At 65.1% G+C, this 25,191-nt stretch carries 22 protein-coding genes; all 22 read right to left on the bottom strand.

The genetic code is table 11. The features are described 5' to 3' along the window. Positions 1 to 16: 16 nt before the first annotated feature. The 22 genes from atpG to KU887_RS00445 all read right to left on the bottom strand — a co-directional run bounded on the left by atpG (position 17) and on the right by KU887_RS00445 (position 25,150). Complete coding sequence (gene atpG / locus KU887_RS00550; protein WP_006482709.1) at positions 17 to 892, bottom strand: F0F1 ATP synthase subunit gamma; 876 nt, start codon at positions 890 to 892, stop codon at positions 17 to 19. Positions 893 to 961: 69 nt separating this feature from the next. Then, the gene (atpA, locus tag KU887_RS00545; protein WP_006477285.1) at positions 962 to 2,503 is read right to left on the bottom strand and encodes a F0F1 ATP synthase subunit alpha; all 1,542 of its coding nucleotides are present in this window, start codon (positions 2,501 to 2,503) and stop codon (positions 962 to 964) included. Positions 2,504 to 2,547: 44 nt separating this feature from the next. Further along, positions 2,548 to 3,087 (bottom strand): F0F1 ATP synthase subunit delta, encoded by a 540-nt coding sequence (locus KU887_RS00540; RefSeq protein WP_006482713.1) that lies wholly within the window; start codon positions 3,085 to 3,087, stop codon positions 2,548 to 2,550. A 2-nt stretch (positions 3,088 to 3,089) separates the two neighbouring features. After that, positions 3,090 to 3,560 carry a F0F1 ATP synthase subunit B gene (locus tag KU887_RS00535; protein WP_006477283.1) on the bottom strand — a complete coding sequence of 157 codons (471 nt, stop codon included), beginning with the start codon at positions 3,558 to 3,560 and terminating at the stop codon, positions 3,090 to 3,092. A 129-nt stretch (positions 3,561 to 3,689) separates the two neighbouring features. After that, complete coding sequence (gene atpE, locus KU887_RS00530; protein WP_006482730.1) at positions 3,690 to 3,959, bottom strand: F0F1 ATP synthase subunit C; 270 nt, start codon at positions 3,957 to 3,959, stop codon at positions 3,690 to 3,692. A 75-nt stretch (positions 3,960 to 4,034) separates the two neighbouring features. After that, a complete protein-coding gene (atpB, locus tag KU887_RS00525; RefSeq protein WP_012492242.1) occupies positions 4,035 to 4,886 on the bottom strand; it encodes a F0F1 ATP synthase subunit A in 852 nt (283 codons plus the stop codon). Between the two features lie 109 nt (positions 4,887 to 4,995). Beyond that, positions 4,996 to 5,520 carry an ATP synthase subunit I gene (locus KU887_RS00520; protein WP_006482723.1) on the bottom strand — a complete coding sequence of 175 codons (525 nt, stop codon included), beginning with the start codon at positions 5,518 to 5,520 and terminating at the stop codon, positions 4,996 to 4,998. 568 nt (positions 5,521 to 6,088) lie between these two features. Then, on the bottom strand, positions 6,089 to 7,219 hold the full coding sequence (locus KU887_RS00515; protein WP_048988770.1) for an SLC13 family permease: 1,131 nt from the start codon (positions 7,217 to 7,219) through the stop codon (positions 6,089 to 6,091). Positions 7,220 to 7,229: 10 nt separating this feature from the next. Further along, the gene (locus tag KU887_RS00510) at positions 7,230 to 8,123 is read right to left on the bottom strand and encodes a ParB/RepB/Spo0J family partition protein (protein ID WP_006482728.1); all 894 of its coding nucleotides are present in this window, start codon (positions 8,121 to 8,123) and stop codon (positions 7,230 to 7,232) included. Positions 8,124 to 8,154: 31 nt separating this feature from the next. Further along, the gene (locus KU887_RS00505) at positions 8,155 to 8,934 is read right to left on the bottom strand and encodes a ParA family protein (RefSeq protein WP_006482737.1); all 780 of its coding nucleotides are present in this window, start codon (positions 8,932 to 8,934) and stop codon (positions 8,155 to 8,157) included. A 51-nt stretch (positions 8,935 to 8,985) separates the two neighbouring features. Then, positions 8,986 to 9,672: a 16S rRNA (guanine(527)-N(7))-methyltransferase RsmG gene (rsmG, locus tag KU887_RS00500; protein ID WP_034201164.1), complete on the bottom strand. Its 687-nt coding sequence runs from the start codon at positions 9,670 to 9,672 to the stop codon at positions 8,986 to 8,988. Then, positions 9,669 to 11,639 (bottom strand): tRNA uridine-5-carboxymethylaminomethyl(34) synthesis enzyme MnmG, encoded by a 1,971-nt coding sequence (gene mnmG / locus KU887_RS00495; protein ID WP_006482726.1) that lies wholly within the window; start codon positions 11,637 to 11,639, stop codon positions 9,669 to 9,671. Before mnmG ends, rsmG begins: the two co-directional genes overlap by 4 nt. Positions 11,640 to 12,178: 539 nt before the next feature. Further along, entirely contained in the window at positions 12,179 to 12,934 is a 756-nt protein-coding gene (locus tag KU887_RS00490) for an ABC transporter ATP-binding protein (protein ID WP_059721127.1), read from the bottom strand. Next, positions 12,934 to 14,718: an ATP-binding cassette domain-containing protein gene (locus KU887_RS00485; RefSeq protein ID WP_034201166.1), complete on the bottom strand. Its 1,785-nt coding sequence runs from the start codon at positions 14,716 to 14,718 to the stop codon at positions 12,934 to 12,936. Before KU887_RS00485 ends, KU887_RS00490 begins: the two co-directional genes overlap by 1 nt. A gap of 4 nt (positions 14,719 to 14,722) precedes the next feature. After that, complete coding sequence (locus KU887_RS00480) at positions 14,723 to 15,778, bottom strand: branched-chain amino acid ABC transporter permease (protein WP_006496318.1); 1,056 nt, start codon at positions 15,776 to 15,778, stop codon at positions 14,723 to 14,725. 206 nt (positions 15,779 to 15,984) lie between these two features. Next, complete coding sequence (locus tag KU887_RS00475) at positions 15,985 to 17,142, bottom strand: ABC transporter substrate-binding protein (protein ID WP_258251890.1); 1,158 nt, start codon at positions 17,140 to 17,142, stop codon at positions 15,985 to 15,987. A gap of 1,081 nt (positions 17,143 to 18,223) precedes the next feature. Continuing rightward, a complete protein-coding gene (locus KU887_RS00470; protein WP_258251889.1) occupies positions 18,224 to 19,201 on the bottom strand; it encodes a branched-chain amino acid ABC transporter permease in 978 nt (325 codons plus the stop codon). Next, positions 19,201 to 20,085, bottom strand: a complete 885-nt coding sequence (locus KU887_RS00465; RefSeq protein ID WP_058902033.1) for a branched-chain amino acid ABC transporter permease — start codon at positions 20,083 to 20,085, stop codon at positions 19,201 to 19,203. The genes KU887_RS00470 and KU887_RS00465 overlap by 1 nt, the downstream gene beginning before the upstream one ends. A 132-nt stretch (positions 20,086 to 20,217) precedes the next feature. Next, positions 20,218 to 21,417, bottom strand: coding sequence for an ABC transporter substrate-binding protein (locus KU887_RS00460; RefSeq protein WP_006482735.1), 1,200 nt, complete (start codon positions 21,415 to 21,417; stop codon positions 20,218 to 20,220). Between the two features lie 77 nt (positions 21,418 to 21,494). Then, on the bottom strand, positions 21,495 to 22,250 hold the full coding sequence (locus tag KU887_RS00455) for an ABC transporter ATP-binding protein (protein WP_059721128.1): 756 nt from the start codon (positions 22,248 to 22,250) through the stop codon (positions 21,495 to 21,497). Further along, complete coding sequence (locus KU887_RS00450) at positions 22,247 to 23,026, bottom strand: ABC transporter ATP-binding protein (RefSeq protein ID WP_006477266.1); 780 nt, start codon at positions 23,024 to 23,026, stop codon at positions 22,247 to 22,249. The genes KU887_RS00455 and KU887_RS00450 overlap by 4 nt, the downstream gene beginning before the upstream one ends. Positions 23,027 to 23,464: 438 nt before the next feature. Beyond that, positions 23,465 to 25,150, bottom strand: coding sequence for a GMC family oxidoreductase (locus KU887_RS00445; RefSeq protein WP_058902034.1), 1,686 nt, complete (start codon positions 25,148 to 25,150; stop codon positions 23,465 to 23,467). Positions 25,151 to 25,191: the final 41 nt, after the last annotated feature.

Below are 25,191 nucleotides of genomic sequence, written 5' to 3'. Positions count from 1 at the left end.
CGTCCCGGGCGCGCGCTTAAACAGCGGCTGCGCCGCCGACGATCTCCGACAGTTCTTTCGTGATCGCGGCCTGACGGCTCTTGTTGTACACGAGCTGCAGTTCGCTGATCACCGTCTTCGCGTTGTCGGACGCGGCCTTCATCGCGACCATGCGCGCCGATTGCTCGGACGCCATGTTTTCCGCGACGGCCTGGTACACCAGCGCCTCGACGTAACGCACGAGCAGTTCGTCGACGACTGCCTGCGCGTCCGGCTCGTAGATGTAGTCCCACGACGTCGCCGGCGTACCGTCATCGGCTTCGAAGTGGTCCGACGACAGCGGCAGCAGCTGCTCGATCACGGCTTCCTGCTTCATCGTGTTGACGAAGCGCGTGTAAGCGATATAAACCGCCGACAGCTTGCCTTCCGAGTACAGATCGAGCTGCGTCTTCACGGCGCCGATCAGCTTGTCCAGGTGCGGGGTGTCGCCGAGGTGCACGACCTGCGACATCACCTTCGCGCCGAAGCGGTTCAGGAACCCGAGGCCCTTGCCGCCGATCGCGGTGGCTTCGACCTTCTGGCCCTTCTCTTCCAGCTCCTTGAACTTCTGCACCGTCGCACGCAGCACGTTGGTGTTCAGACCACCGCACAGACCCTTGTCCGTCGTGACGAGGATGATGCCGGCCGTCTGCGCGCCGTCGTTCGCCACCATGAACGGGTGACGGTACTCGGGGTTCGCACGGCTCATGTGCGCGGCGATGGCACGGACCTTGTCCGCATACGGACGAGCGGCGCGCATGCGTTCCTGCGCGCGACGCATCTTCGATGCAGCCACCATCTCCATCGCCTTCGTGATCTTGCGCGTGTTCTGCACGCTCTTGATCTTGCCGCGAATTTCCTTCATTCCAGCCATAGCTTGCTCCTTGACCAAGGCGGCGCGGGCGCATCAGCACCCGCGCGGCCTCAGTGTGTCACTCGCGGATCAATAGGCACCGGACTTCTTGAAGGCTTCGATCGCCGAGCGCAGCGCGCCTTCGTCGTCCTTCGAGAGATCCTTGGTGTCTTCGATGCGCTTGATGAGGTCAGCGTGGCTGGTCTTCAGGTTGTCGCGCAGGCCCTTCTCGAACGGCAGCACTTGCTTGACGTCGAGATCGTCGAGGTAGCCGTTGTTCGCGGCGTACAGCGACACGGCCAGTTCCCAGACCTGCAGCGGCTGGTACTGCGGCTGCTTCAGCAGTTCCGTCACGCGGCGGCCGCGCTCGAGCTGCTTGCGGGTCGCTTCGTCGAGGTCCGATGCGAACTGCGCGAATGCGGCCAGTTCACGGTACTGCGCGAGGTCGGTACGGATACCGCCCGACAGCTTCTTCACGACCTTCGTCTGAGCAGCGCCACCGACGCGCGACACCGACACGCCGGCGTTGATTGCCGGGCGGATGCCTGCGTTGAACAGGTCGGTTTCCAGGAAGATCTGGCCGTCGGTAATCGAGATCACGTTCGTCGGAACGAACGCGGTCACGTCGCCAGCCTGCGTTTCGATGACCGGCAGTGCCGTCAGCGAACCGCTCTTGCCCTTCACTTCGCCGTTCGTGAACTTCTCGACGTACTCTTCCGACACGCGAGCCGCACGCTCCAGCAGACGCGAGTGCAGATAGAACACGTCGCCCGGGTACGCTTCACGGCCCGGCGGACGGCGCAGCAGCAGCGAGATCTGACGGTATGCCCAAGCCTGCTTGGTCAAGTCGTCATAGATGATCAGCGCGTCTTGGCCACGGTCGCGGAAGTATTCGCCCATCGTGCAGCCGGCGTACGGCGCCAGGTACTGCATGGCAGCCGAATCCGATGCCGAAGCGGCGACGACGATCGTGTATTCCATCGCGCCCGTTTCTTCGAGCTTGCGAACCACGTTCATGATCGACGAAGCCTTCTGGCCGATCGCGACGTAGATACAGATCAGGTCCTTGCCCTTCTGGTTGATGATCGCGTCGAGCGCCACCGCGGTCTTGCCGCACTGACGGTCGCCGATGATCAGCTCGCGCTGGCCACGGCCGATCGGCACCATCGCGTCGATCGACTTGATGCCCGTCTGCACCGGCTGCGACACCGACTTGCGCCAGATCACGCCCGGGGCGATCTTTTCGATCGCGTCGGTCAGCTTCGCGTTGACCGGGCCCTTGCCGTCGATCGGGTTGCCGAGCGCGTCGACCACGCGGCCGACGAGTTCCGGGCCGACCGGGACTTCGAGAATGCGGCCCGTCGTCTTGACGATGTCGCCTTCCGAGATGTGTTCGTATTCGCCGAGAATCACCGCGCCGACCGAGTCGCGCTCGAGGTTCAGCGCGAGACCGAACGTGTTGCCCGGAAACTCGAGCATTTCGCCCTGCATCACGTCCGACAGGCCGTGGATACGCACGATACCGTCGGTCACGGAGATCACGGTGCCCTGGTTGCGAACGTCTGCGCTCGCTTCAAGGCCCTGGATCCGGCTCTTGATCAGCTCGCTGATCTCAGAGGGATTGAGTTGCATTATTCGCTCCTGATAGTCAATTCTGTTGCGTGCCGGCGTGGCGCTCAGGCGGTCAAGGCAGCCTGCATCGATGCGAGGCGCGCGCGAACCGAGGTGTCGAGCACTTCGTCGCCGACCGTCACGCGCACGCCGCCGATCAGCGACGAATCGACTTCGACCGTCGGTTTCAGCTTGCGCTTGAACTTGCGTTCGAGGCCCGAGACGAGACTGTCGAGATCCGCGCCGTTCAGCGGGAACGCGCTCACGATCTCGGCGTCGGCTGCGCCTTCACGTTCGTTCTTGAGCGCCTCGAACTGCTCGGCAATTTCCGGCAGCAGCGCGATGCGATGATTGTCGACCAGCATCTGCACGAAGTTCTTCGCTTCGGCGCCGGCCGCGAGCGGCGACTTGGCCGCAGCAAGCAGCAACTCGGCTACTTGCGTGCGCGTCACCTTCGGGCTCGACGCGACCGACAGCACTTCCGGCAGACGCGCAACCTGGGCCAGCTCTTGCACGAGCGTGGACCAGGCGGCGATGTCACCGCCCTCGGCCACGCGGAACAGCGCTTCTGCGTAAGGGCGGGCGATGGTTGCAAGTTCGGCCATGATCAGAGCTCGGCTTTCAGTTGATTCAGCAGTTGGGCGTGGGCCGTTTGATCGACTTCGCGCTTCAGGATCTGCTCGGCGCCCTTCACGGCCAGCGCGGCGACTTCGCCACGCAGCGCTTCGCGCGCCTTCACGATTTGCTGTTCTGCTTCCGCCTTCGCCTGGGCGACGATGCGGGCGGCTTCAGCCTGGGCGTTGGCCTTGATTTCCTCGGCGACCGCCTGGGCACGCTTTTCAGCGTCGGCGATGCGCTGCTGGCCGTCGTTGCGGGCCTGCGCGAGTTCCTGGTCCACGCGCTTGTGCGCTGCGTCGAGTTCCGCCTTGCCCTTCTCCGCGGCGGCGAGGCCGTCGGCGATCTTCTTCGAACGTTCGTCGAGGGCGTTGATCAACGGCGGCCACACGAATTTCATCGTGAACCACGCGAGGACCAGGAACACGACCATTTGCGCAAACAGAGTTGCGTTGAGATTCACGGTGTTTCCTTATCTGCTATTCCGGAAAAATGAAACGGTAAGGCGCTCATCGAGTTGCATTCGATCAGCGCCCCAAGTCTCCGTTCCGCCCTGCGCCGGCTCACGCCGGACGCATATTTCCGAGGAACCTTAGCCTGCGAGCTTCGACAGGAGCGGGTTCGCGAACGCGAACAGCATTGCGACACCAACGCCGATCAGGAATGCAGCGTCGATCAGACCAGCCAGCAGGAACATCTTCGTTTGCAGCGGGTTGATGAGTTCCGGCTGACGTGCGCAGGCTTCGATGTACTTGCCACCCATCAGCGCGATACCGATACAGGCGCCGATTGCACCCAGGCCGATGATGATGCCGATACCGATGGCGGTCAGACCCTGGATGTTGGCGATGTAAGCTTGCATGATCACTCCTTTGTGAAAAGACTTGGAACTGAGATTTAAAAAACTAAAACGGAAACTCTTTCTTGCACGCCGCGCTTAGTGCTTGTCGTGCGCCTGGCCGAGATACACCAGCGTCAGCATCATGAAAATGAATGCCTGCAACAGAACAATCAGGATGTGGAAGATTGCCCAGACGCTACCCGCGATCACATGACCAACGAAGCCGAGGAACGTTGCGTCGCCACCGAAGCTCCACATGCTGCCGAGCAGGGCGATCAACAGGAACAACAGCTCACCCGCGTACATGTTGCCGAACAGCCGCATACCGAGCGAGACGGTCTTCGCGAGATATTCGACAATGTTGAGCGCGAGGTTCGGGATCCACAGCAGCGGGTGCGCGCCGAACGGTGCCGACAGCAGCTCGTGCACGAAGCCGCCCGCGCCCTTGATCTTGATGCTGTAGTAGATCATCAGGACGAACACGCCGAGCGCGATGCCGAGCGTGCCGTTCAGGTCGGCCGTCGGGACGATGCGATGGTGGGAAATCACGTCCGACAGACCGAGCAGGCCGATCACGCGGCCCGGCAGGTCGACCGGGAGGAAGTCGAGGGAGTTCATCAGCGCAACCCACACGAACACCGTGAGGGCGAGCGGCGCGATGAAGGTGCGATTGCCGTGGACGATGGCCTTCGACTGGTCTTCGACCATTTCGACGAGCATCTCGATCGCGCACTGGAAACGGCCCGGCACGCCCGACGTCGCCTTGCGGGCGGCCAGACGCAGCAGGACGATCGTCACGATGCCGCATACGATCGACCAGAACAGCGTGTCGAGATTCCAGACGTGAATGTCGAAAATCGACGTCTGATGCGAGGTGGAGAAATTCTGCAAGTGGTGCGCAATGTACTCGGACGGATCCGGACCGCGCGTGCCTTCGCTAGCTGCCATATCGTTAATGCCACCCAAATTGTCGAAAATCGTTTTGCCCGTTCCGCAACACGCTATTGCGGGAACGGGCCGGTGCGGTTCGTTGTCGAAACCGCACGCTGCTTGTTCCTTACCGCCAGGCCAGCGCGATCCAGTACGTCTTCAGCACGACGAGGTACGTGACGAGGAACGGCACCCAGTGCACGCCGGCCCAGCCGAACGCCACCGCGGTGAACATCCCGATCGTCAGAGCGAGTTTCAGGGCTTCGCCCATCACCCAGCTCATCACGGTGGCCGAGCCACCTGCCTTCAGTCGTGCCACGAATACCGCACTGGGCACCCAGCCGATCGCTCCGCCCAGAAACGCGGATTGCGCAGCGGCGCCCGGCGACTTCGAAAACAGCCACCACGCCAGCGTTGCAACCAGGGACAGGACCACTTGCGCGAACACCACCTTGTAGGGGGTCACGCGCGAGGGCTTGCTCACGTTCGGACCGAACAGCCTTTCGGCCTCTGCCCGTGTAAGCGGAACGATGTTGTTATCTTGCTGCTCGACATCCCAGTCATCGTCGGATTCACGCCGCGCGCCGGCCGCCGAAGCGGTGCGTTGCGTGCGCTGATCATCGTGCCTGTCGTCCGGCGCCTGACCCGCCATCGCAATCTTCCGCTGAAATCCTTGAACCCGACCCCAAGCTTTCTGAAAGCTTTCAGGGGTGCCTAGCTAACAAATCCGGGCGATTGTAAGCGATAGTTGCAAGTGATTCAAGGCTTTAGACGCGACAAAAACCTGCATAAAACGACGCCTCATGATGTGAAAAAACACCCGATTCGACGACGTACGATGACAGTTGTAAGGTCGGTTTTTTGCACCGGTATTTCTTGTGCGAAAAAGTCCGGTGACGGCGGAAATGACGGGGAAACGACGCCCGCTGCGGGCCAGCAGGAAGCGGCGCGATCGCCGCCGGGCATCCGCTGCCATGGAGTCGTCGGGAACGACTCGGCGCGACACGCCGGAACACGCAAGACGCCGCAATCAAGCCATCGCGCCGGCGCGAGAAACTCGACCGGTTGCTCGCGCATCGATTCGTCCAATCAGTTGTCGCGCCGCCACAGAAGTTCGACTGTGGGCCGCAGCACTTATCAACAATCCTTGATCACTGCGGACGCTGTGCGCCCCGTCCGCCGCCCGAACGGCACACCTGTGCGGCGCGCATCGGCCTCGCTCAACCGTGCATGAGCAACCACGCGCCGAGCGCCGCGCTCACCAGCGCGAACGGAATCGAAACGAGGTGGAACGGCAGCCACATGCGCGGCTCCTTCGCGAGACGCACCGCTATCAGGTTCGCGAGCGAGCCGATCGCGAAACCGAAGCCGCCGACCGATACGCCGAATGCCAGCGCGCGCCAGTCGTGCGTGAACTCCGACAGCAGGATCGCGGCCGGCACGTTGCTGATCACCTGCGACAGCGCCGCGCCGGCGGCGTAGACGCGCAGCGGCGAATCGAGTTGCGCATGTGCGACCGCATCGTGCACGACGGGCAGCGCAGCCGCGCTGCGCAACACGACGAACATCAGCACGAAGATCAGCAGCAGCAGCCAGTCGATCTTCAGGACTGCGTCACGTTTGACGGCGAGCAGCACGATCGCGACACCGACGAGGCCGGGCAGCGGATGGTGCGCATCGGCGAGCAGCACGAACGCGGCGAACAGCACCGCCGCGATCAACGCGTGCATGCGTTGGACGGGAAAGGACGCGGCGTCGCCGGACAGGTCGAGCGGCTTCGCGCGAAACATCAATGCGGTCAGCACGAACAGCAGCGCCATCAGCGCGAGCGCGAGCGGCCCGAGCGTGACCACGAAACGGCCGAACGACACGCCGCTCAATTGCCACAGGAACAGATTCTGGGGATTGCCGAGCGGGGTCGCGACGGACCCGGCGTTGACGGCCAGCGCGACGACGATCACGAGCCGCCGGAACGGCAGCGGTGTCAGCGCGCGCAGCGACACCATCAACGGTACGACGACGAACAGCGCGACGTCGTTGGTGAGCCACATCGACAGCACGGCGGCGAAGCCGACAAGCAGCATCGCGAGCCCTCGCTCGGAATGCACGTGATGCACGATGCGATGCGCGAGCCACATCAGGCAGCCGGACAACTCGAGCGCCTTGGTCAGCATCAGCAGGCCCGCGAGCGTCGCGACCGTCTGCCAGTCGACGCGGTCGGCCAGTACCGAAAATGGTTGCGGACGCACCCATTGCAGCACGATCAGGCCAAGCGCCAGCACCGACAGTACCGGTTCCTGCGCGAGCCAGCCGAGCCACCGGCGCGGCGCCGGTGCGCCCGTTTGCTCCATGGGTTGCCCGTTACTCTTCGGTCGCGACGTTGCCGCGCAGGCGCGCGAGAATGCCCTCGAGCGCGTCGAGGTTGCCGAAGTCGATCAGCACCTGCCCGCGCCCGCGGCGGCCCAGCTTGATCTTCACCGTCGACGCGAGCAGGTCTGACAACTCCTCTTCGAGACGACGTGTATCGCGGCCGCCGTCGTCCTTCGCGCGCGCCTTCACGGCCGGCGCTTCCTTCGTCGTATGTGCGACGAGCTTCTCGGTCTCGCGCACCGACATGCGCTTGTTGACCACCTGATGCGCGAGCGTGATCTGCGTGGCCGCGTCGACCGCGAGCAGCGCGCGTGCGTGCCCCATGTCGAGATCGCCGGCCAGCAGCATCGTCTGCACGGGTGACGCGAGGTTCAGCAGGCGCAGCAGGTTCGACACCGCGCTGCGCGAACGGCCGACCGATTCGGCCGCCTGTTCGTGCGTGAAACCGAACTCGTCGAGCAGGCGCTGGATGCCGTGCGCCTCTTCGAGCGGATTCAGGTCCTCGCGCTGGATGTTCTCGATCAGCGCCATCGCGGCGGCGGCCTGATCGGATACGTCCTTCACGAGCACCGGCACTTCATCGAGGCCGGCCAGGCGCGCCGCGCGGAAACGCCGCTCGCCCGCGATGATCTCGTATTTGTCTGACGAAATAGGCCGTACCAGGATCGGCTGCATCACGCCCTGCGCGCGAATGCTGGCCGCGAGCTCCTGCAGGCTGCCTTCGTCCATCCGCGTACGCGGCTGGTACTTGCCGGCTTGCAGCTTGCCGAGCGCGAGCGTGTTCGGTGCGCCTTCGATCTTCACCGCTTCGGTGATATCGGCACTGCCGCCGAGCAGCGCTTCGAGGCCACGTCCCAAGCCCTTCTTCTTTGGTACCGCGTTCATGTCTTTCTTCCTCGCTTCGCTCATGTCCGGATCACGACACCTCGAACGCGCGCACGCGTTCGATCATCTCGGCACCGAACTGGATATACGCCTGCGCACCGCGCGAGCTGCGATCGAACACGACGCCCGGCAACCCGTAACTCGGCGCTTCCGCCAGACGCACGTTGCGCGGAATCACCGCGTCGAACACCTTGTCGCCGAAGTGCGCTTTCAGTTGATCGGAGACTTGCTGCTGCAGCGTGATGCGCGGATCGAACATCACGCGCAGCAGGCCGATGATCTTCAGGTCGCGATTCATGTTCGCGTGGACCTGCTTGATCGTATTGACGAGGTCCGACAGCCCTTCCAGCGCGAAGTACTCGCACTGCATCGGGATCACGACGCCGTGCGCCGCGCACAGGCCGTTCAGCGTCAGCAGCGACAGCGTCGGCGGGCAATCGATCAGCACGAAATCGTAGTCGTCGGCCACGCGCTCGAGCGCGGCCTTCAGCCGGCGCTCGCGATTGTCGATGCTGATCAGCTCGATCTCGGCGCCGGACAGCTCGCGGTTCGCGGGAAGCACGTCGTAGGTGACGCCTTCCGGACGCACGCGCGCGTCGGTCACCGACACGCCATCGACCAGCACTTCGTACACGGTCGCTTCGCAGGCGGCCTTGTCGATCCCGCTGCCCATCGTCGCGTTGCCCTGCGGGTCGAGATCGATCAACAGGACTCGTTGCTCCTGCGCTGCAAGGCTTGCGGCGAGATTGACCGATGTCGTCGTCTTGCCGACGCCCCCCTTCTGGTTCGCAACGCAGAAGATCTTTGCCATCGTTGGTGTGTTCCCTTTACCTTCAAACAAACGGCGCGCTACCGCGCGCCTTCAATTCGCGTCGTCGACGGCCACTTCGAACAGATGCCGCTCCGCATCGAGCATCGGCACCGCCAGCCGGATCGTCTGCTTGACGTGGCTGCCTTCCGGCAACCGCGCAATCTCGTCGTCCGGGTGAACGCCCTTCATCGCCCAGATCGAACCACCCGGCGCGACCAGATGTCGAGCAAGTTTAACGAAGTCGGATAGATCCGCGAAAGCGCGGGATACGATCATGTCGAATTTTTCCGGCACTTCGACACCCGGCTGCAGCGATTCGACCCGCCCGGTGACCACTGACAGGTTCGCCAGCTTCAGCTCCGCGCGCATCTGCGTCTGGAAGGCGGACTTCTTCTGCACGATATCGTTCAGCGTGACCTGCCAGCCCGGCTCGACGATCGCCAGCACGATACCGGGCAGCCCGCCGCCCGAGCCGACATCGAGCACGCGCGCCGACGAACGACCACGCAGATGCGGGACGATGGAAAGCGAATCTAGGATGTGCTGGATCAGCATCTGCTTCGGGTCGCGGATCGCGGTCAGGTTGTAGACCGCGTTCCACTTGCCGAGCAGCGCGACGTAGTCGAGCAGCTGGTTGCGTTGCGCATCCGTCAGCGTGAGGTCGAGCGCCGCCGTGCCTTCGACGAGCATCTGTTCCAGTACGTCCCGATTAACCGCCGGCGCGCGACGCGCCGTCATTGTTGCGTCGGGACGGTACCGCCCCCCTGCTCCGCGGCCTCTGCGGCCGTGCCGTTGCGGCGGCCCAGGCCGCGCCGCTTCAGGTGCACCATCAGCAGCGAGATGGCCGCCGGCGTGACGCCCGAGATACGCGACGCTTGCCCGATCGTTTCCGGCCGGAACTCGTTGAGCTTCTGGCTCACCTCGAACGACAGGCCGCGGACTTCACGGTAATCGATACCGTCCGGCAGGCGCGTGTTCTCGTTCGCATCGTTGCGCTCGATTTCGGACGCCTGGCGCTCGATATAGCCCTGATACTTGATGCCGATCTCGACCTGTTCCTTGATCTGTTCGAGCAGCACCGGATCGTCCGTCAGCGGCTCCGCGGGGCCGCACTCGCCGCCCTTCAGTCCGCATACGCCGTCGTAGCTCACACCCGGGCGGCGCAGCAGCTCGGCGAGGCTGTATTCGTGATCGATCGCCTTGCCGAGCAACGCGGTCGCCTCTTCTGCCGGCAGCGTCTTCGGCGTGACCCAGGTCGACTTCAGGCGTTCGGTTTCACGTGAAACAGCGTCGCGTTTCCGGCTGAAGGCGTCCCAGCGCGCGTCGTCGACCAGCCCCAGTTCGCGGCCGATTTCGGTCAAGCGCATGTCGGCATTATCTTCGCGCAGGCTCAGGCGATACTCGGCGCGACTCGTGAACATCCGGTACGGCTCGGCCACACCGCGCGTAACGAGATCGTCGACCAGCACGCCCAGATAGGCCTGGTCGCGCCGCGGGCACCATGCCTCCTTCTCCTGCACGTAACGGCCTGCATTGAGGCCGGCCAGCAGACCCTGCGCGGCCGCCTCTTCGTAGCCGGTCGTGCCGTTGATCTGGCCCGCAAAAAACAGCCCGTTGATCGCCTTCGTCTCGAGCGACGCCTTCAGCGCGCGCGGGTCGAAGTAGTCATACTCGATCGCGTAGCCGGGACGCAGGATGTGCGCGTTCTCGAGGCCGCGCATCGAATGCACGAGCTCGAGCTGGACATCGAACGGCAGGCTCGTCGAGATCCCGTTCGGGTAGAACTCGTTGGTCGTCAGCCCTTCCGGTTCCAGGAAGATCTGGTGCGATTCCTTCGATGCAAACCGGTGGATCTTGTCCTCGATCGACGGGCAATAGCGCGGCCCGACACCTTCGATCACGCCTGTATACATAGGCGAACGGTCGAGACCGCCGCGAATGATGTCGTGCGTGCGCTCGTTCGTATGCGTGACCCAGCACGGCAGCTGCTGCGGATGCTGCTCCGCGCGGCCCAGGAACGAGAACACGGGGATCGGATCGAGGTCGCCCGGCTGCTCGTCGAGCTTCGAGAAGTCGATCGTGCGCCCGTCGATACGCGGCGGCGTACCGGTCTTCAGGCGGCCCTGCGGCAGCTTCAGCTCCTTCAGGCGCGACGACAGCGACACGGCCGCCGGATCACCCGCGCGGCCGCCCGTGTAGTTGTTCAGGCCGACGTGGATCTTGCCGTCGAGGAACGTACCGGCCGTCAGCACGACCGCGCGCGCGCGAAAGCGGATGCCGATCTGCGTGACGGCGCCGACCACGCGGTCGCCTTCGACCATCAGGTCGTCGACGGCCTGTTGGAACAGCCACAGGTTCGGCTGATTTTCGAGCCGATGGCGGATTGCGGCCTTGTACAGGATGCGATCCGCCTGTGCGCGGGTCGCGCGTACGGCCGGGCCCTTCGATGAATTGAGGATCCGGAACTGAATACCGCTTTCATCCGTCGCGGCAGCCATTGCGCCGCCCAGTGCGTCGACTTCCTTGACCAGATGGCCCTTGCCAATGCCGCCGATCGACGGATTGCAGCTCATCTGCCCAAGCGTTTCGATGTTGTGGGTCAGCAGCAGTGTCTTTGCGCCCATGCGGGCGGACGCCAGCGCGGCTTCCGTGCCGGCATGACCGCCACCGACGACGATGACGTCAAATTCTGTGGGAAAAAGCATGGTGGATTCCGTACGCAGAGCTGCGCACGAACCTATCAGAGAAATGTATGGGCCGAATTATAGCGGGTTCGCTTTTCACCCGAAGGCCGTCCGAATGGTAGGGTCTGTGCATTTCGGCGATTTTTTGGCTGAGGACCGGTGAAATGCCTTGGTAGGCGTACTTCGGCGATGCCTACGAGCGATTCAACGCACATCGTCGTGCCTGTGCAAAAGCTCTGGTTGATAGTCGCGTCAGCATGTGTGGAACTCGTTAACTGGCCAATGCCTGTGGACCAGCGCAACACGCCAGACCCGAATCCTGTGCCCATCACCACACAGTATTTCTGTCGGCCGTCCCCGTGCTTATCCACCGAAGCGCGCCGCATCATCGGCCTGTGGAACAAGTGAGCGCAGCACCGCACAGAGCTTCCCACTATTCCGGCGCGACTTATCCGCCGGGCCAGAATCGTCGACGCATCGAAACCCGGCCCAGCTTCAAAACAAAAACGGCGTGTTTCACGTGAAACACGCCGCCCGTTTCCTGCCCACCGAGCCGACAATCAAGCCGTCTTCTTCGCCAGCCCGAGGTACGTTTCGATCACACGCGGATTCTGCGCGAGTTCGGCCGCCGGCCCTTCCAGCGCAAACTCGCCCGTCTCCAGCACATAACCGTAATCGGAGATCTGCAGCGCCGCCCGTGCGTTCTGCTCGATCAGCAGCGTCGCCACGCCGGTGCCGCGCAACGCGCTGATGATATGAAAGATCTCTTTCACGATCAGCGGCGCCAGCCCGAGGCTCGGCTCGTCGAGCATCAGCAGATCGGGTTTGCCCATCAGCGCACGGCCGACCGCCAGCATCTGCCGCTCGCCACCGGACAGCGTGCCGGCCGCCTGCCGGCGCCGCTCCTTCAGCCGCGGGAACAGCGCGAACACGTGATCGAGCTGATCGAGGAAGTTCGCTTCTCCCGCCTGCTTGCGCCGATATGCGCCCAATACGAGGTTGTCCTCGACCGTCATCGTGCTGAACAGCTCGCGTTTCTCCGGTACGAGGCACATCCCGCGTGCGACGCGCTGCTCGACGGGCAATGCGCCGACGTCGTGGCCGCGATACACGACCGCGCCGGACGCGTGCCCCGTTACCGGCAGCGCCCCCATGATCGCGTTCAGCAGCGTCGACTTACCGGCGCCGTTCGGGCCGATCACGCTGACGATCTGTCCCGCCCCGACCTTGATGGCCGCGCCGTGCAGCGCCTCCACCTTTCCGTACCGCACCGCCAATCCGCGTACTTCAAGAATCGGCATCGTCGTGTCCGCCATCACTCCACCCCGCCCAGATACGCTTCGAGTACGGCCGGGTCCTGCTGCACATCCTGCGGCAGCCCTTCCGCGATCCGCGTGCCGAATTCCATTACCACCAGCCGGTCGGTGAGGTTCATCACGAAATCCATGTCGTGTTCCACGAGCAACACACTCATCCCTTCGGCCTTCAGCCGCCGCAGCAGGTCGGCGAGTTGCTGCTTCTCCTGGTAACGCAGCCCGGCGGCCGGCTCGTCGAGCAGCAGCAACGTCGGATCGCAGCACAGCGCCCGCGCGATTTCGAGGATCCGCTGCTGGCCGAGCGCGAGGCTGCCCGCTTCGTCGTACATGTGCTTTTCCAGCCCGACGCGGCGGATCTGGCGCGCGGCTTCGGCCAGCAACTGCGCTTCCTCGTGCGCATTGAGCCGCGCGATGCTGCGCCACACGCCCGTGTGGCCGCGCAGATGGGCGCCGATCGCGACGTTCTCGAGCACCGTCATCGCCGGCAGCAGCTTCACGTGCTGGAACGTGCGGCCGATGCCGCGGCGGACGATCTGACGCGACGTCAGCCCGTCGATGCGTTCGCCACGGAACGTGATCGCTCCGCCGGTCGGCTTCAGCACGCCGGTCACGAGGTTGAACGTGGTCGACTTGCCGGCGCCGTTCGGGCCGATCAGCCCGATGATCTGCCCCGCTTTCACGTCGAAGCTGACGTCGTTGACGGCCACCAGCCCGCCGAACTGCTTGCGCGCGTTGTCGACGACGAGCAGCGGCTCGCCGGCCACGGGCCTCGCGCGCTGCGGCAGCGGGTCGGCCTGCTCCGGCACATGCGCGCGCGGCCCGCGCGGGAACAGCTTCGCGACGAACGGCCATACGCCCTGGCGCGCGTACTGCAGCAGCAGCACCATCAGCACGCCGAACACGATGATCTCGAAGTTGCCTTCCGAACCGAGCAGCTTCGGCAGCAGTGTCTGCAGATAGTCCTGCAGCACGGTCAGGATCGCGGCGCCGAGCACCGCGCCCCACACGTGCGACACGCCGCCCACCACGGCCATGAACAGGAATTCGATCCCGTGGTTCAGGCCGAACGGAGTCGGGTTCACCGCGCGCTGCAGATGCGCGTACAGAAAGCCCGATACGGCAGCGAGCACGGCCGCGTAGACGAAGATCACGACGCGCATCCACGCGGTGTTCACGCCCATCGCCTCGGCCATCACGCCGCCGCCGCGCAGCGCGCGGATCGCTCGACCCGGACGGCTGTTCAGCAGGTTCTGCACCGACACGATCGCGGCCAGCACCACGGCCCAGATCAGGAAATACAGGCTGCGACCGCTTTCGAGCTCGATGCCGAACAGGTTCAGCGCCGGAATCCCGTTGATCCCGTCGTACTTGCCGAGCAGTTCGAGGTTGCCGAACAGGTAGAACAGCGCGAGTCCCCACGCGATCGTGCCGAGCGGCAGGAAGTGCCCGGACAGCCGCATCGTCACGGCACCCAGCACGAGCGCGACCAGCGCCGTCAGCACGACGCCGACGATCAGCGCGAGCCACGGCGACACGCCGTACCGCGTCGTCAGGAACGCGGTCGCATACGCGCCGATGCCGACGAACGCGGCCTGCCCGAAGCTCGTCATCCCGCCGACGCCCGTCAGCAGCACGAGTCCGATCGCGACGATCGCATACAGGCCGATGTAGTTCAGCAGCGTGATCCAGTACTCGGGCACCTGCAGCGCACCGGGCAGCACCGGCAGCGCGAACAGCGCCACGAGAAACACCCAGAAGGTCTTGTTGCGTACCATCGTCTTCATCGCGTCACTCCTCTTCCTCTTCCGCATGCGGCGTCACGAAGCTCCGCCACAGCAGCACCGGAATGATCAGCGTGAACACGATCACCTCCTTGTATGCGCTCGCCCAGAACGACGAATAGGATTCGAGCACGCCGACCAGCAGCGAGCCGGCGGCCGCGAGCGGATAGCTGACGAGCCCGCCGATGATCGCGCCGACGAAGCCCTTCAGGCCGATCAGGAAGCCCGAGTCGTAGTAGATCGTCGTCAGCGGACCGACGAGGATCCCGGACAGCACGCCGAGCCCCGCCGCGAACGTGAATGCAAGCCGCCCCGCTTCGGTGGTGCCGATGCCGACGAGCCGCGCCCCGAGCCGGTTCACCGACGTCGCGCGCAGCGCCTTGCCCGCGATCGTGCGGCCGAAGTACACGTAGAGCGCACCGATCAGCACGAGCGCCGTGACGACGACGAGGATGCTCTGCACCGACACCGTCATGCTGCCGATCGCGAGCGACGCGTCCGAGAACGCGTTGGTGCGCGAGCCTTCCGCGCCGAACATCACGAGGCCGAGACCGACCATCGCGAAATGGACGGCGACCGACACGATCAGCAGCAGCAGCGTCGTGCCTTCGGCGATCGGCTGGTACACGAGCCGGTAGACGAACGGCCCCATCGGCACGACGATCGCGAGCGTCAGTGCGATCTGCGCGAGCATCGGCATCGGTTGCGCGGCAAAGCTGCGCGTGATCGCGAACACCGCGAGCGGCAGCAGGATGTAGCGGCTGGCGAGCGTCGCGAGCGTGCGGCCGAGCTGATGGCGGCGTTCGCGATGCCGGATCAGGCCACCGACTTCGAGCAGGAAGCACGCGATGCCCATCACGAACAGCAGCCAGCAGGTGGCGGGGAATTTCTGCGCCTGCAACGCGGCCAGCGTCAGCGCACCGTAGGCGACGAACTCGCCCTGGGGAATGAAGATCACCCGCGTGACGGAAAACACCAGGACGAGCGCCAGCGACAACAATGCATAAATGGCGCCGGTCGTGATGCCGTCTTGCGCGAGGATCGCCGCAATCGAGAGATCCATACGTTTCGTGTATCGAGAGAAGGCTGCGGAGAAACGAAAAGCGGAAACGGCCGGGACGCGCGCGACGCGATCGGCACGTCGCGCGCCATGCGGCGGGCCCCGGTGGTTCCAGGCAGCACGGGTGCGGCCGTCAGGCGCGCTACCCTGCCGACGGCACACGCGGCGCCGTTCGCGCCGCGCACGCCGGTTTCACGTGATGCTTGCGCTTACTCGGCCTGCAGCTTCCACTTGCCGTCGACGATCTGCACCATCACGCGCGCACGCGTGTCGAAGCCGTTATGATCGGTCGCCGTCATGTTGATCACGCCGTGCGACACGGGCAGATCCTTCACGCTTTCGAGCGACGCGCGCAGCGCTTCGCGGAACGCCTCGGTGCCCGGCTGGCCCTTCTTCAGCGCTTCCGGGATCGCCCGCTGCAGCAGCAGGCCCGCATCCCACGCATGACCGCCGAACGTCGACAACGAACCCGCGCCGTAGGCCTTCTCGTACGCGGCCTTGTAGCCGAGCGCCGGCTTCTTCACCGGGTTCGAGTCGGGCAACTGGTCGGTCACGAGCACGGGGCCGGCCGGCAGGATCTCGCCTTCGCAATCCTTGCCGCACACGCGCAGGAAATCGTTGTTGGCGACACCGTGCGTCTGGTACACCTTGCCCTTGTAGCCGCGCTCCTTCAGCGTCTTGGCCGGCAGCGCCGCCGGCGTGCCGGAGCCCGCGATCAGCACCGCATCCGGGTTCGAGCCCAGCAGCTTCAGCACCTGCCCCATCACCGACGCGTCGGTCCGGTTGTAGCGCTCGTTCGATACGAGCTTCAGCCCGTTCTTCGCGGCCGCCGCGTCGAACGTCTTGTACCAGCTGTCGCCGTACGCGTCGGCGAAACCGATGAAGCCGACCGTCTTCACGCCGTGCTTCGCCATGTAACCGGCGATCGCGTCGGCCATCAGCTGGTCGTTCTGCGGCACCTTGAACATCCACGCGCGCTTCGCGTCCATCGGCGCGATGATCTGCGCGCTCGCCGCGAGCGAGATTGTCGGCGTCTTGCCCTGCGACACGGGGTCGAGCATCGCGAGCGAGTTCGGCGTGACCGACGAGCCGATGATCGCGTCGACGTGGTCCTCGTCGATCAGCTTGCGCACGTTCTGCACTGCGCGGCTCGTGTCGGAGGCGTCGTCCAGCACGATGTACTGCACGCTCTTGCCCGCGATTTCCTTCGACAGCAGCGCGATCGTGTTCTTTTCCGGAATCCCGAGCGAAGCGGCCGGGCCGGTGGCCGACAGCGTCACGCCGATCTTGACCTGCGCCGACGCCGTAGCCGCCGCACACACGAGGCCCGCGGCAAGCAGGGCCTCCATCCATCGATTCATCTTCATTTACGTTGTCTCCAAACGCTGCTCGAAAAAACCACGGGTCACTCGGGCGGCTCCCGGTCCCCAAAAACAAGTTAATAAATTAACTATCTCGTCCTGCCCCGCCAATGCTCGTTTTCCCGTGACACGCCGGGCGCGCGCCGCATGCCGGCCCAAACGATCGTTCGACCGTCACGATGCGCAGCGGGGGTGTCGTCAGGATGAAGAAAGCGAAGAAATGCGCGAGCGCGCGAGTGACCGTTGCGGCTGCATCGATGATCGGCGCGCAGCTCGAACCGGCCTGCTGCGGCCAGGCCCGCGACGGGTGAAACATCGAAAAACCGGCCGCTCATGCGAATACGGACGCAAACGCGGATGTCGATGCGAGCGCAACGACCCGCGAGGGCGCGGGAACGCGCATACGGGCCGCGGAACGGCTCGGGAACGCCGCGATGATCCACCGCGCACCCCATGACGAACGGACGGCGCCTGCCGCCTCTCCTGCCCCGATCCACCGTGCTGCGCTGCTCATCCAACCGTACTCCCTCTTCTGCATTGTGCTTGTAGGAGAACTGCCGACCATTTTCCCGACCGCACGGTCGGCGAAAGCCGAGTGTAACGGACGCATTTCGCGCACGCCAACCGGGTAAGCCCGAAGCGCCTGTGCAGGACTGCGCAGCGTCTGCGAACGAATCGCCGGAAACGGAAAACGGGGGACGCGCGAAGCGCGGAAAAGACGCGGTGCGAACGCAAACGCGGGAAGTGGCCGTCACGCGGGCCGATGCACCATCGAAGGAATCCGTGCACGCAAATGAAAAAGCGCTGTTGGATTCCGTCCAACAGCGCTTTGGGGTCCGGGCACTTTGTGCCTCGATTGTCTCCTCGTTCTCCACCTGCAAATTCGTTTCGCGGTGCATCAGAACTAAGGTGAATCTTAAAGAGGCTTAAGCACCACGACAACTTAGCATTTACCCCTATGGTGCATCGCCGCACGAAAATGGGGCACCAGCCTGCCGCGCGGCGCCGGCCGGAGCCTGCTGCGACGCCCTTCCCGGGCGTGCCGGATGGTGCTTCGCATCAACGCGCGGCGACGCGCACCGCATGCTCATGACGAGGCCCTGAGCAGCTTGACCCGCGCGACCATCTCGCCGACGATCCCGCGCCGGAATGCCAGCACGCACGCGATGAAGATCAGCCCGGTGACGATCGTCGCCGATTCGCCGAGCGAATGGAACCACGCGACGCCCGTCGTCGACGCGAGCCATTCGCCGATGTCGCCGAGCCGGTCTTCCAGCGCCACGATCAGCGCGGCGCCCAGCAGCGGCCCGAACAGCGTGCCCATTCCGCCGACCAGCGTCATCAGCACGACGAGGCCCGACATCGTCCAGTACGCGTCCGACAGCGTCTCGAAGCCGAGCACCAGCACCTTCAGCGAGCCGGCCAGCCCCGCGAGCCCGGCCGACAGGATGAACGCGAGCAGCTTGAAGCGGTCGGTGTCGTAGCCGAGCGAGATCGCGCGCGCCTCGTTCTCCTTGATGGCGACGAGCACCTGGCCGAACGGCGAATGCACGACCCGCACGATGAACGCGCACGCGGCCACGACCACCACCAGCACGACGTAGTACAGCGCGACGTCGTTCGACAGGTCGAGCAGCCCGAACAGGCGGCCGCGCGGCACGCCCTGCAGGCCGTCCTCGCCGTGCGTGAACGGCGCCTGCAGATAGATGAAGTAGACCATCTGCGCGAACGCGAGCGTGATCATCGCGAAGTAGATGCCCTGCCGGCGAATCGCGAACAGCCCGACGACGAGCCCGAGCAGCGTCGCGGCGACGGTGCCGACCAGCACGCCGAGCTCCGGCGTGAAACCGAGCGTCTGCATCGAGTAGCCGGTCGCATAGCCGGCCGTCGCGAGGAACATCGCATGGCCGAACGACAGCAGCCCCGTATAGCCGATCAGCAGGTTGAACGCGGCCGCGAACAGCGCGAACGCGAGCACCTTCATCACGAACACCGGATACGCGCCGATGAACGGCGCGGCGAGCAGTGCGGCGAGCAGCACGCCGTAGAGCACTTTTCTCTGCATCATTTTTCCTTGCCGAAGAGGCCCGCTGGGCGGAACAGCAGCACGATCGCCATGATCACGAACACGACGGTGGCCGACGCTTCGGGATAGAACACGCGCGTGAAGCCCTCGATCACGCCGAGCAGCAGGCCCGTGACGATCGAGCCGAGGATCGAGCCCATCCCGCCGATCACGACCACCGCGAACACGGTGATGATCATCGGCTGGCCCATCAGCGGCGACACCTGGATCACCGGCGCGGCCAGCACGCCCGCGAACGCGGCGAGCGCGACGCCGAAGCCGTAGGTGAGCGTGATCATCATCGGCACGTTCACGCCGAACGCCTCGACGAGCTTCGGGTTCTCGGTGCCCGCGCGCAGGTACGCGCCGAGCCGCGTCTTCTCGATCACGAACCACGTCGCGAGGCACACCGCGAGCGACGCGACGACGACCCAGGCGCGATAGTTCGGCAGGAACATGAAGCCGAGGTTGGTCGCGCCGGACAGCTGCGACGGCACGTCGTACGGCTGGCCCGACGATCCGTAGATCGACCGGAACACGCCTTCGACGACCAGCGTGAGGCCGAACGTGAGCAGCAGCCCGTACAGGTGATCGAGCTTGTACAGCCAGCGCAGCATCGAGCGCTCGATCGCGATCCCGAACGCGCCGACAATCAGCGGCGCCAGCGCGAGCATCGCCCAGTACGGCAGCCCGAAATACGACAGGCCCATCCACGCGAGCATCGCGCCCAGCATGAACAGCGCGCCGTGCGCGAAGTTGATCACGTTGAGCAGCCCGAAGATCACCGCGAGCCCGAGGCTCAGGATCGCGTAGAACGAGCCGTTGACGAGCCCGAGCAGCAACTGGCTCAGCATCGCCGGCAACGGAATGCCAAAGATTTCCATCGACTTAGCCGTCAGAATGAGTTTCGTTGCGTGCGCAACCTTACGGCCGTTGCGCGCGCGAGCGGCGCAGCAGGCACGTCGCTGCGGCCGCCGCCGCGCGGCGCGCGACTCGCGCGCGCCGCTACGCAGCGCTTACTTCCACAACGCGCAGCGCGTTTCCTGCTTGGTGCCGAACGCCTGTTCGCCCGGAATCGTCGCGAGCACCTTGTAGTAGTCCCACGGCTCCTTCGATTCAGACGGCTTCTTCACTTCCATCAGGTACATGTCGTGGATCATGCTGCCGTCCTGGCGGATGTAGCCCTTCGCGTAGAAGTCGCTGATCTTGATCTTCTTCAGCTCGGCCATCACCTTGTCGGAGTCGGTCGTCCCGGCGGCCTGCACGGCCTTCAGGTACGTCGTCACCGACGAGTAGTCGGCCGCCTGCAGGCTCGACGGCATCTTCTTCATCTTGCCGAAGTAGCGCTGCGCCCACTGGCGCGACGCCGCGTCGCGGTTCCAGTACCAGCTGTCGGTCAGCACGAGGCCCTGCGTCGTCTCGAGGCCGAGGCTGTGCACGTCGTCGATGAACATCAGCAGCGCGGCGAGCTTCATCGTCTTCGTGATGCCGAATTCCTTCGCGGCCTTGATCGAGTTGATCGTGTCGCCGCCCGCGTTCGCGAGGCCGAGAATCTGTGCCTTCGACGATTGCGCCTGCAGCAGGAACGACGAGAAATCCGATGCGGACAGCGGATGACGCACCGCGCCGAGCACCTGCCCGCCGTTCGCCTTCACGACGTCCGACGTGTTCTTCTCGAGCGCCTTGCCGAACGCGTAGTCGGCCGTCAGGAAGAACCAGCTCTTGCCGCCCTGCTTCACCACCGCCGACCCGGTGCCCTTCGCGAGCGCCATCGTGTCGTACGCGTAGTGGACCGTGTACGGCGTGCACTGCTCGTTGGTCAGCGTGTCGGCGCCCGCGCCGATGTTGATGTAGACCTTCTTCTTCTCGGCCGCGACCTGGTTCATCGACAGCGCGGTGGCCGAGTTCGTGCCGCCGACCAGCAGGTCGAGGCCGCCGCGGTCCATCCATTCGCGGGCCTTCGATGCGGCGATGTCGGCCTTGTTCTGGTGATCGGCATAGACGACCTCGATCGGCTTGCCGAGCACCTTGCCGCCGAAGTCCGCGACCGCCATGCGGATCGCCTCGAGACCGCCCTGCCCGTCGATATCCGCGTAAAGCCCCGACATGTCGGTGATGAAGCCGATCTTCACGGTATCCGCCGCGTGGGCGGCGCCGGCGGTGAACGCGGCGGTCGCGAGCGCGAGACAGGCCTGTGCGAGGGTCTTCATTTTCATTGACGTCTCCTGTTGTTCTGATGCGTTGTGGTTGTTCGAGGGCCGCCACGGCCAGCGGCAAGGGAATCGGAGCGGCGTCACACCCCGAGCAGGTCGTGCAGCGTCGGCATCTTGCCTTCCAGTTCGGACGCGCGGAAATGCTCGACGATGCTGCCGTGCTCCATCACGTAGAAGCGGTCGGCAAGCGGCGCGGCGAAGCGGAAATTCTGTTCGACCATCACGATCGTGTAGCCGCGCGCCTTCAGCGCGACGATCATCCGCGCGAGCGCCTGCACGATCACCGGCGCGAGGCCCTCGGAAATCTCGTCGAGCAGCAGCAGGTTCGCGCCGGTGCGCAAGATCCGCGCGACCGCGAGCATCTGCTGCTCGCCACCGGACAGCCGCGTGCCCTGGCTCTGCCGGCGCGACGCGAGGTTCGGGAACATCGCGTAGATCTCGTCGAGCGACATCGCGTGTTCGCGCGGCCCGATCAGCGGCGGCAGCATCAGGTTCTCCTCGCACGACAGGCTCGCGAAGATCCCGCGCTCCTCCGGGCAGTAACCGATGCCGTAATGCGCGATGCGGTGCGTCGCGAGGCCGATCGTCTCGTGGCCGGCAACCTTGATCGACCCGCTGCGGCGGCCCGTGAGGCCCATGATCGCGCGCAGCGTCGTCGTGCGGCCCGCGCCGTTGCGGCCGAGCAGCGTGACGACCTCGCCGCGATGCACCGTCAGGTCGACACCGTGCAAGATGTGGGATTCCCCGTACCAGGCCTCCAGGCCCGTGATCTCCAGCGCAGGCGTACCGCTCTCGACGCCGCTCAATTCGCGTTCCTCCCGTTCGCTGTGCTTCATGCGTGCGCCCCCGCGAGCGCCGCGTCGGCGCTGCCCATGTAGGCCTCGATGACGAGCGGATTCTTCGACACTTCCGCATACGAGCCTTCGGCCAGCACCTCGCCGCGTTGCAGGACGGTGATCGTGTCGGAGATCCCCGCGATCACGTTCATGTTGTGTTCCACCATCAGGATCGTGCGCCCGCTCGCGACCTTCTTGATCAACGCGGTCACGCGGTCGACGTCCTCATGGCCCATCCCCTGCGTCGGCTCGTCGAGCAGCATCAGTTCGGGCTCCATTGCGAGCGTCGTCGCGATCTCGAGCGCGCGCTTGCGGCCGTAGGCCAGCTCGACGGTCGGCACGTGCGCGAAATCGGTGAGGCCGACCTGCGTGAGCAGGTCCATCGCGCGATCGTCGAGCCGCTTCAGCGTGCGCTCGCTGCGCCAGAAATGAAATTCGGTGCCGAGCGCGCGTTGCAGGCCGATGCGCACGTTCTGCAGCGCGGTGAGGTGCGGGAACACGGCCGAGATCTGGAACGAGCGGATGATGCCGCGCCGCGCGACCTGCGCGGGCCGCTCGTCGGTGATGTCGATGCCGTTGAAGACGATCTGGCCGGCCGTCGGCGTCAGAAATTTGGTGAGGAGGTTGAAACAGGTGGTCTTGCCCGCGCCGTTCGGCCCGATCAATGCGTGGATCGCACCGCGCCGCACACGCAGGTTGACGCCGTTCACGGCGGTGAAGCCCCTGAATTCCTTCGTCAGTCCGCGTGTTTCCAGAATCGTGTCGCCGAGAATCATGTTCCCTTCCGTACGAAGTCAGGCGAAGCACCGGGATGCCTGGCGCAGGCGGCCGCGAACAGGTCAGCGGATCAGCGGGCTGCCCCCGGGCGCCGTGGTACGCCTCGAGGGTTGGTCTCCCGCGCCGACGCGTATGCACATTACAGAACATTGTCGCGCCGTTGGTGCAGTGCAATCATCGGGATTTGCACTTATAGGGCTGGCCGCCATATCGGCCGCAACTGCGTGCGGTTTTGCACCGCGCTTTTTTGACACGTGCATCATCACGCGTTGACCTGCTGCGGGATCCGGCACGCGCGCGCTCGACGAAAAAAAGCCGCGCGACGACGCGGCTTGCAGGGATCTTGCCGTTCGAACGGACGCGACGGCAGCTTGTTTCGCATAGCGAATCAGCGGGCGTCCGCATGACTGCCCGCTGGCATGCGTGTCAGCGGGTCGTCACGCAGCCGTCACCGCAGCCTCGGTTCGCACCGCCGTCGCTTCGCGCGCCGCGCGGCGGTCGGCACGAATCATGTCGCTTGCGCGCTCGGCGATCATCAACGTCGGCGAATTGGTGTTGCCCGATGTGATGAACGGCATCACCGACGCATCGACGATCCGCAACCCGGCGATGCCGCGCACGCGCAGCCGGCTGTCGACCACCGCGCGTTCGTCGTCCGCGCGCCCCATCCGGCACGTGCCGACCGGGTGGAAGATCGTCGTGCCGACGGCGCCGGCCGCGTCGACCAGTTCGGCCTCGGTCCGGTATTGCGGGCCCGGCAGGATTTCCTCGGGGCGATAGCGTGCAAGCGCCGGTGCGGACGCGATCCGGCGCGTGAGGCGCAGCGCGTTCGCGGCGACGTGCCGATCGTGATCGGTCGACAGATAGTTCGGCGCGATCGCCGGTGCGCTGCCCGGATCGGCGCTCGTGACGTGCACGCTGCCGCGCGACGTCGGCCGCAAATGGCAAACCGACGCCGTAAAGGCGTTGAAGCGGTGCAGCGGTTCGCCGAAGCGTTCGAGCGACAGCGGCTGCACGTGATACTGGAGATCGGGGCGCGTGAGTGCGGGATCGTCCGGATCCGATTTCGCGAATGCGCCCAACTGCGACGGCGCCATCGACATCGGCCCGCGCTGCAGCAGCGCATATTCGGCGCCGATCATCAGCTTGCCCCACCAGTGCGCGGACAGCGTATTGAGCGTACGCACGCCGTCGACGCGAAACGCCATGCGCAATTGCAGGTGATCCTGCAGGTTTTCGCCGACGCCGGGCAGATCCTGCACGACGTCGATGCCGAGCGCCTGCAGCCGCCGGCCATCGCCGATGCCCGACAGTTCGAGCAGTTGCGGCGAATTCACCGCGCCCGACGTCAGCAGCACTTCCGCTCGCGCGCGCGCGACGTAATCGGTGCCGCCGCCGCGATACTCGACGCCGACCGCGCGCCGACCGTCGAAAATCACGCGCTGCGCATGCGCGCCGGTGATCACGGTCAGGTTCGGGCGCGCCATCGCCGGCCGCAGGAATCCCTTCGACGTATTCCAGCGCACGCCGCGCTTCTGGTTCACTTCGAAGTAGCCGACCCCGGCATTGTCGCCGCGGTTGAAATCGTCGGTCGCGGGAATGCCCGTCTGCTGCGCGGCCTGCGCGAACGACTCGAGGATCTCCCAGCGCAGCCGCTGTTTCTCGACGCGCCAGTAGCCGCCCGCGCCGTGCGCGTCGCTCGCGCCCGCATGGTGATCCTCGCTGCGCTTGAAGATCGGCAGCACGCTGTCCCACGACCAGCCGGCGTCGCCGGTTTCCTGCGCCCAGTGATCGTAGTCCTCGCGCTGGCCGCGCATGTAGATCATCCCGTTGATCGACGAGCAGCCGCCGAGCACGCGGCCGCGCGGATACGACAGCGCGCGGCCGTTGAGCGCCGCTTCGGGCTGCGTCTTGTACAGCCAGTCGGTGCGCGGGTTGCCGATGCAGTACAGATAGCCGACCGGGATATGAATCCAGTGGTAGTCGTCCTTGCCGCCCGCTTCCAGCAGCAGCACGCTGATGTCGGGATCCTCGGTCAGGCGGTTCGCGAGCACGCAGCCCGCGGTGCCCGCGCCGACGATCACGTAGTCGAATTCGCCCTCGAGCGTGCGTTGAGTACTCACGGCGTGTCCCCTTCTGCTTGTTGTGCGCCGCGCGGCGCGAT

Origin of the sequence: Burkholderia sp. EMB26, assembly GCF_024730645.1 — a bacterium.
Taxonomy (GTDB): Bacteria; Pseudomonadota; Gammaproteobacteria; order Burkholderiales; family Burkholderiaceae; genus Burkholderia; species Burkholderia cenocepacia.
This window is presented reverse-complemented; position numbering and strand designations above follow the sequence as displayed.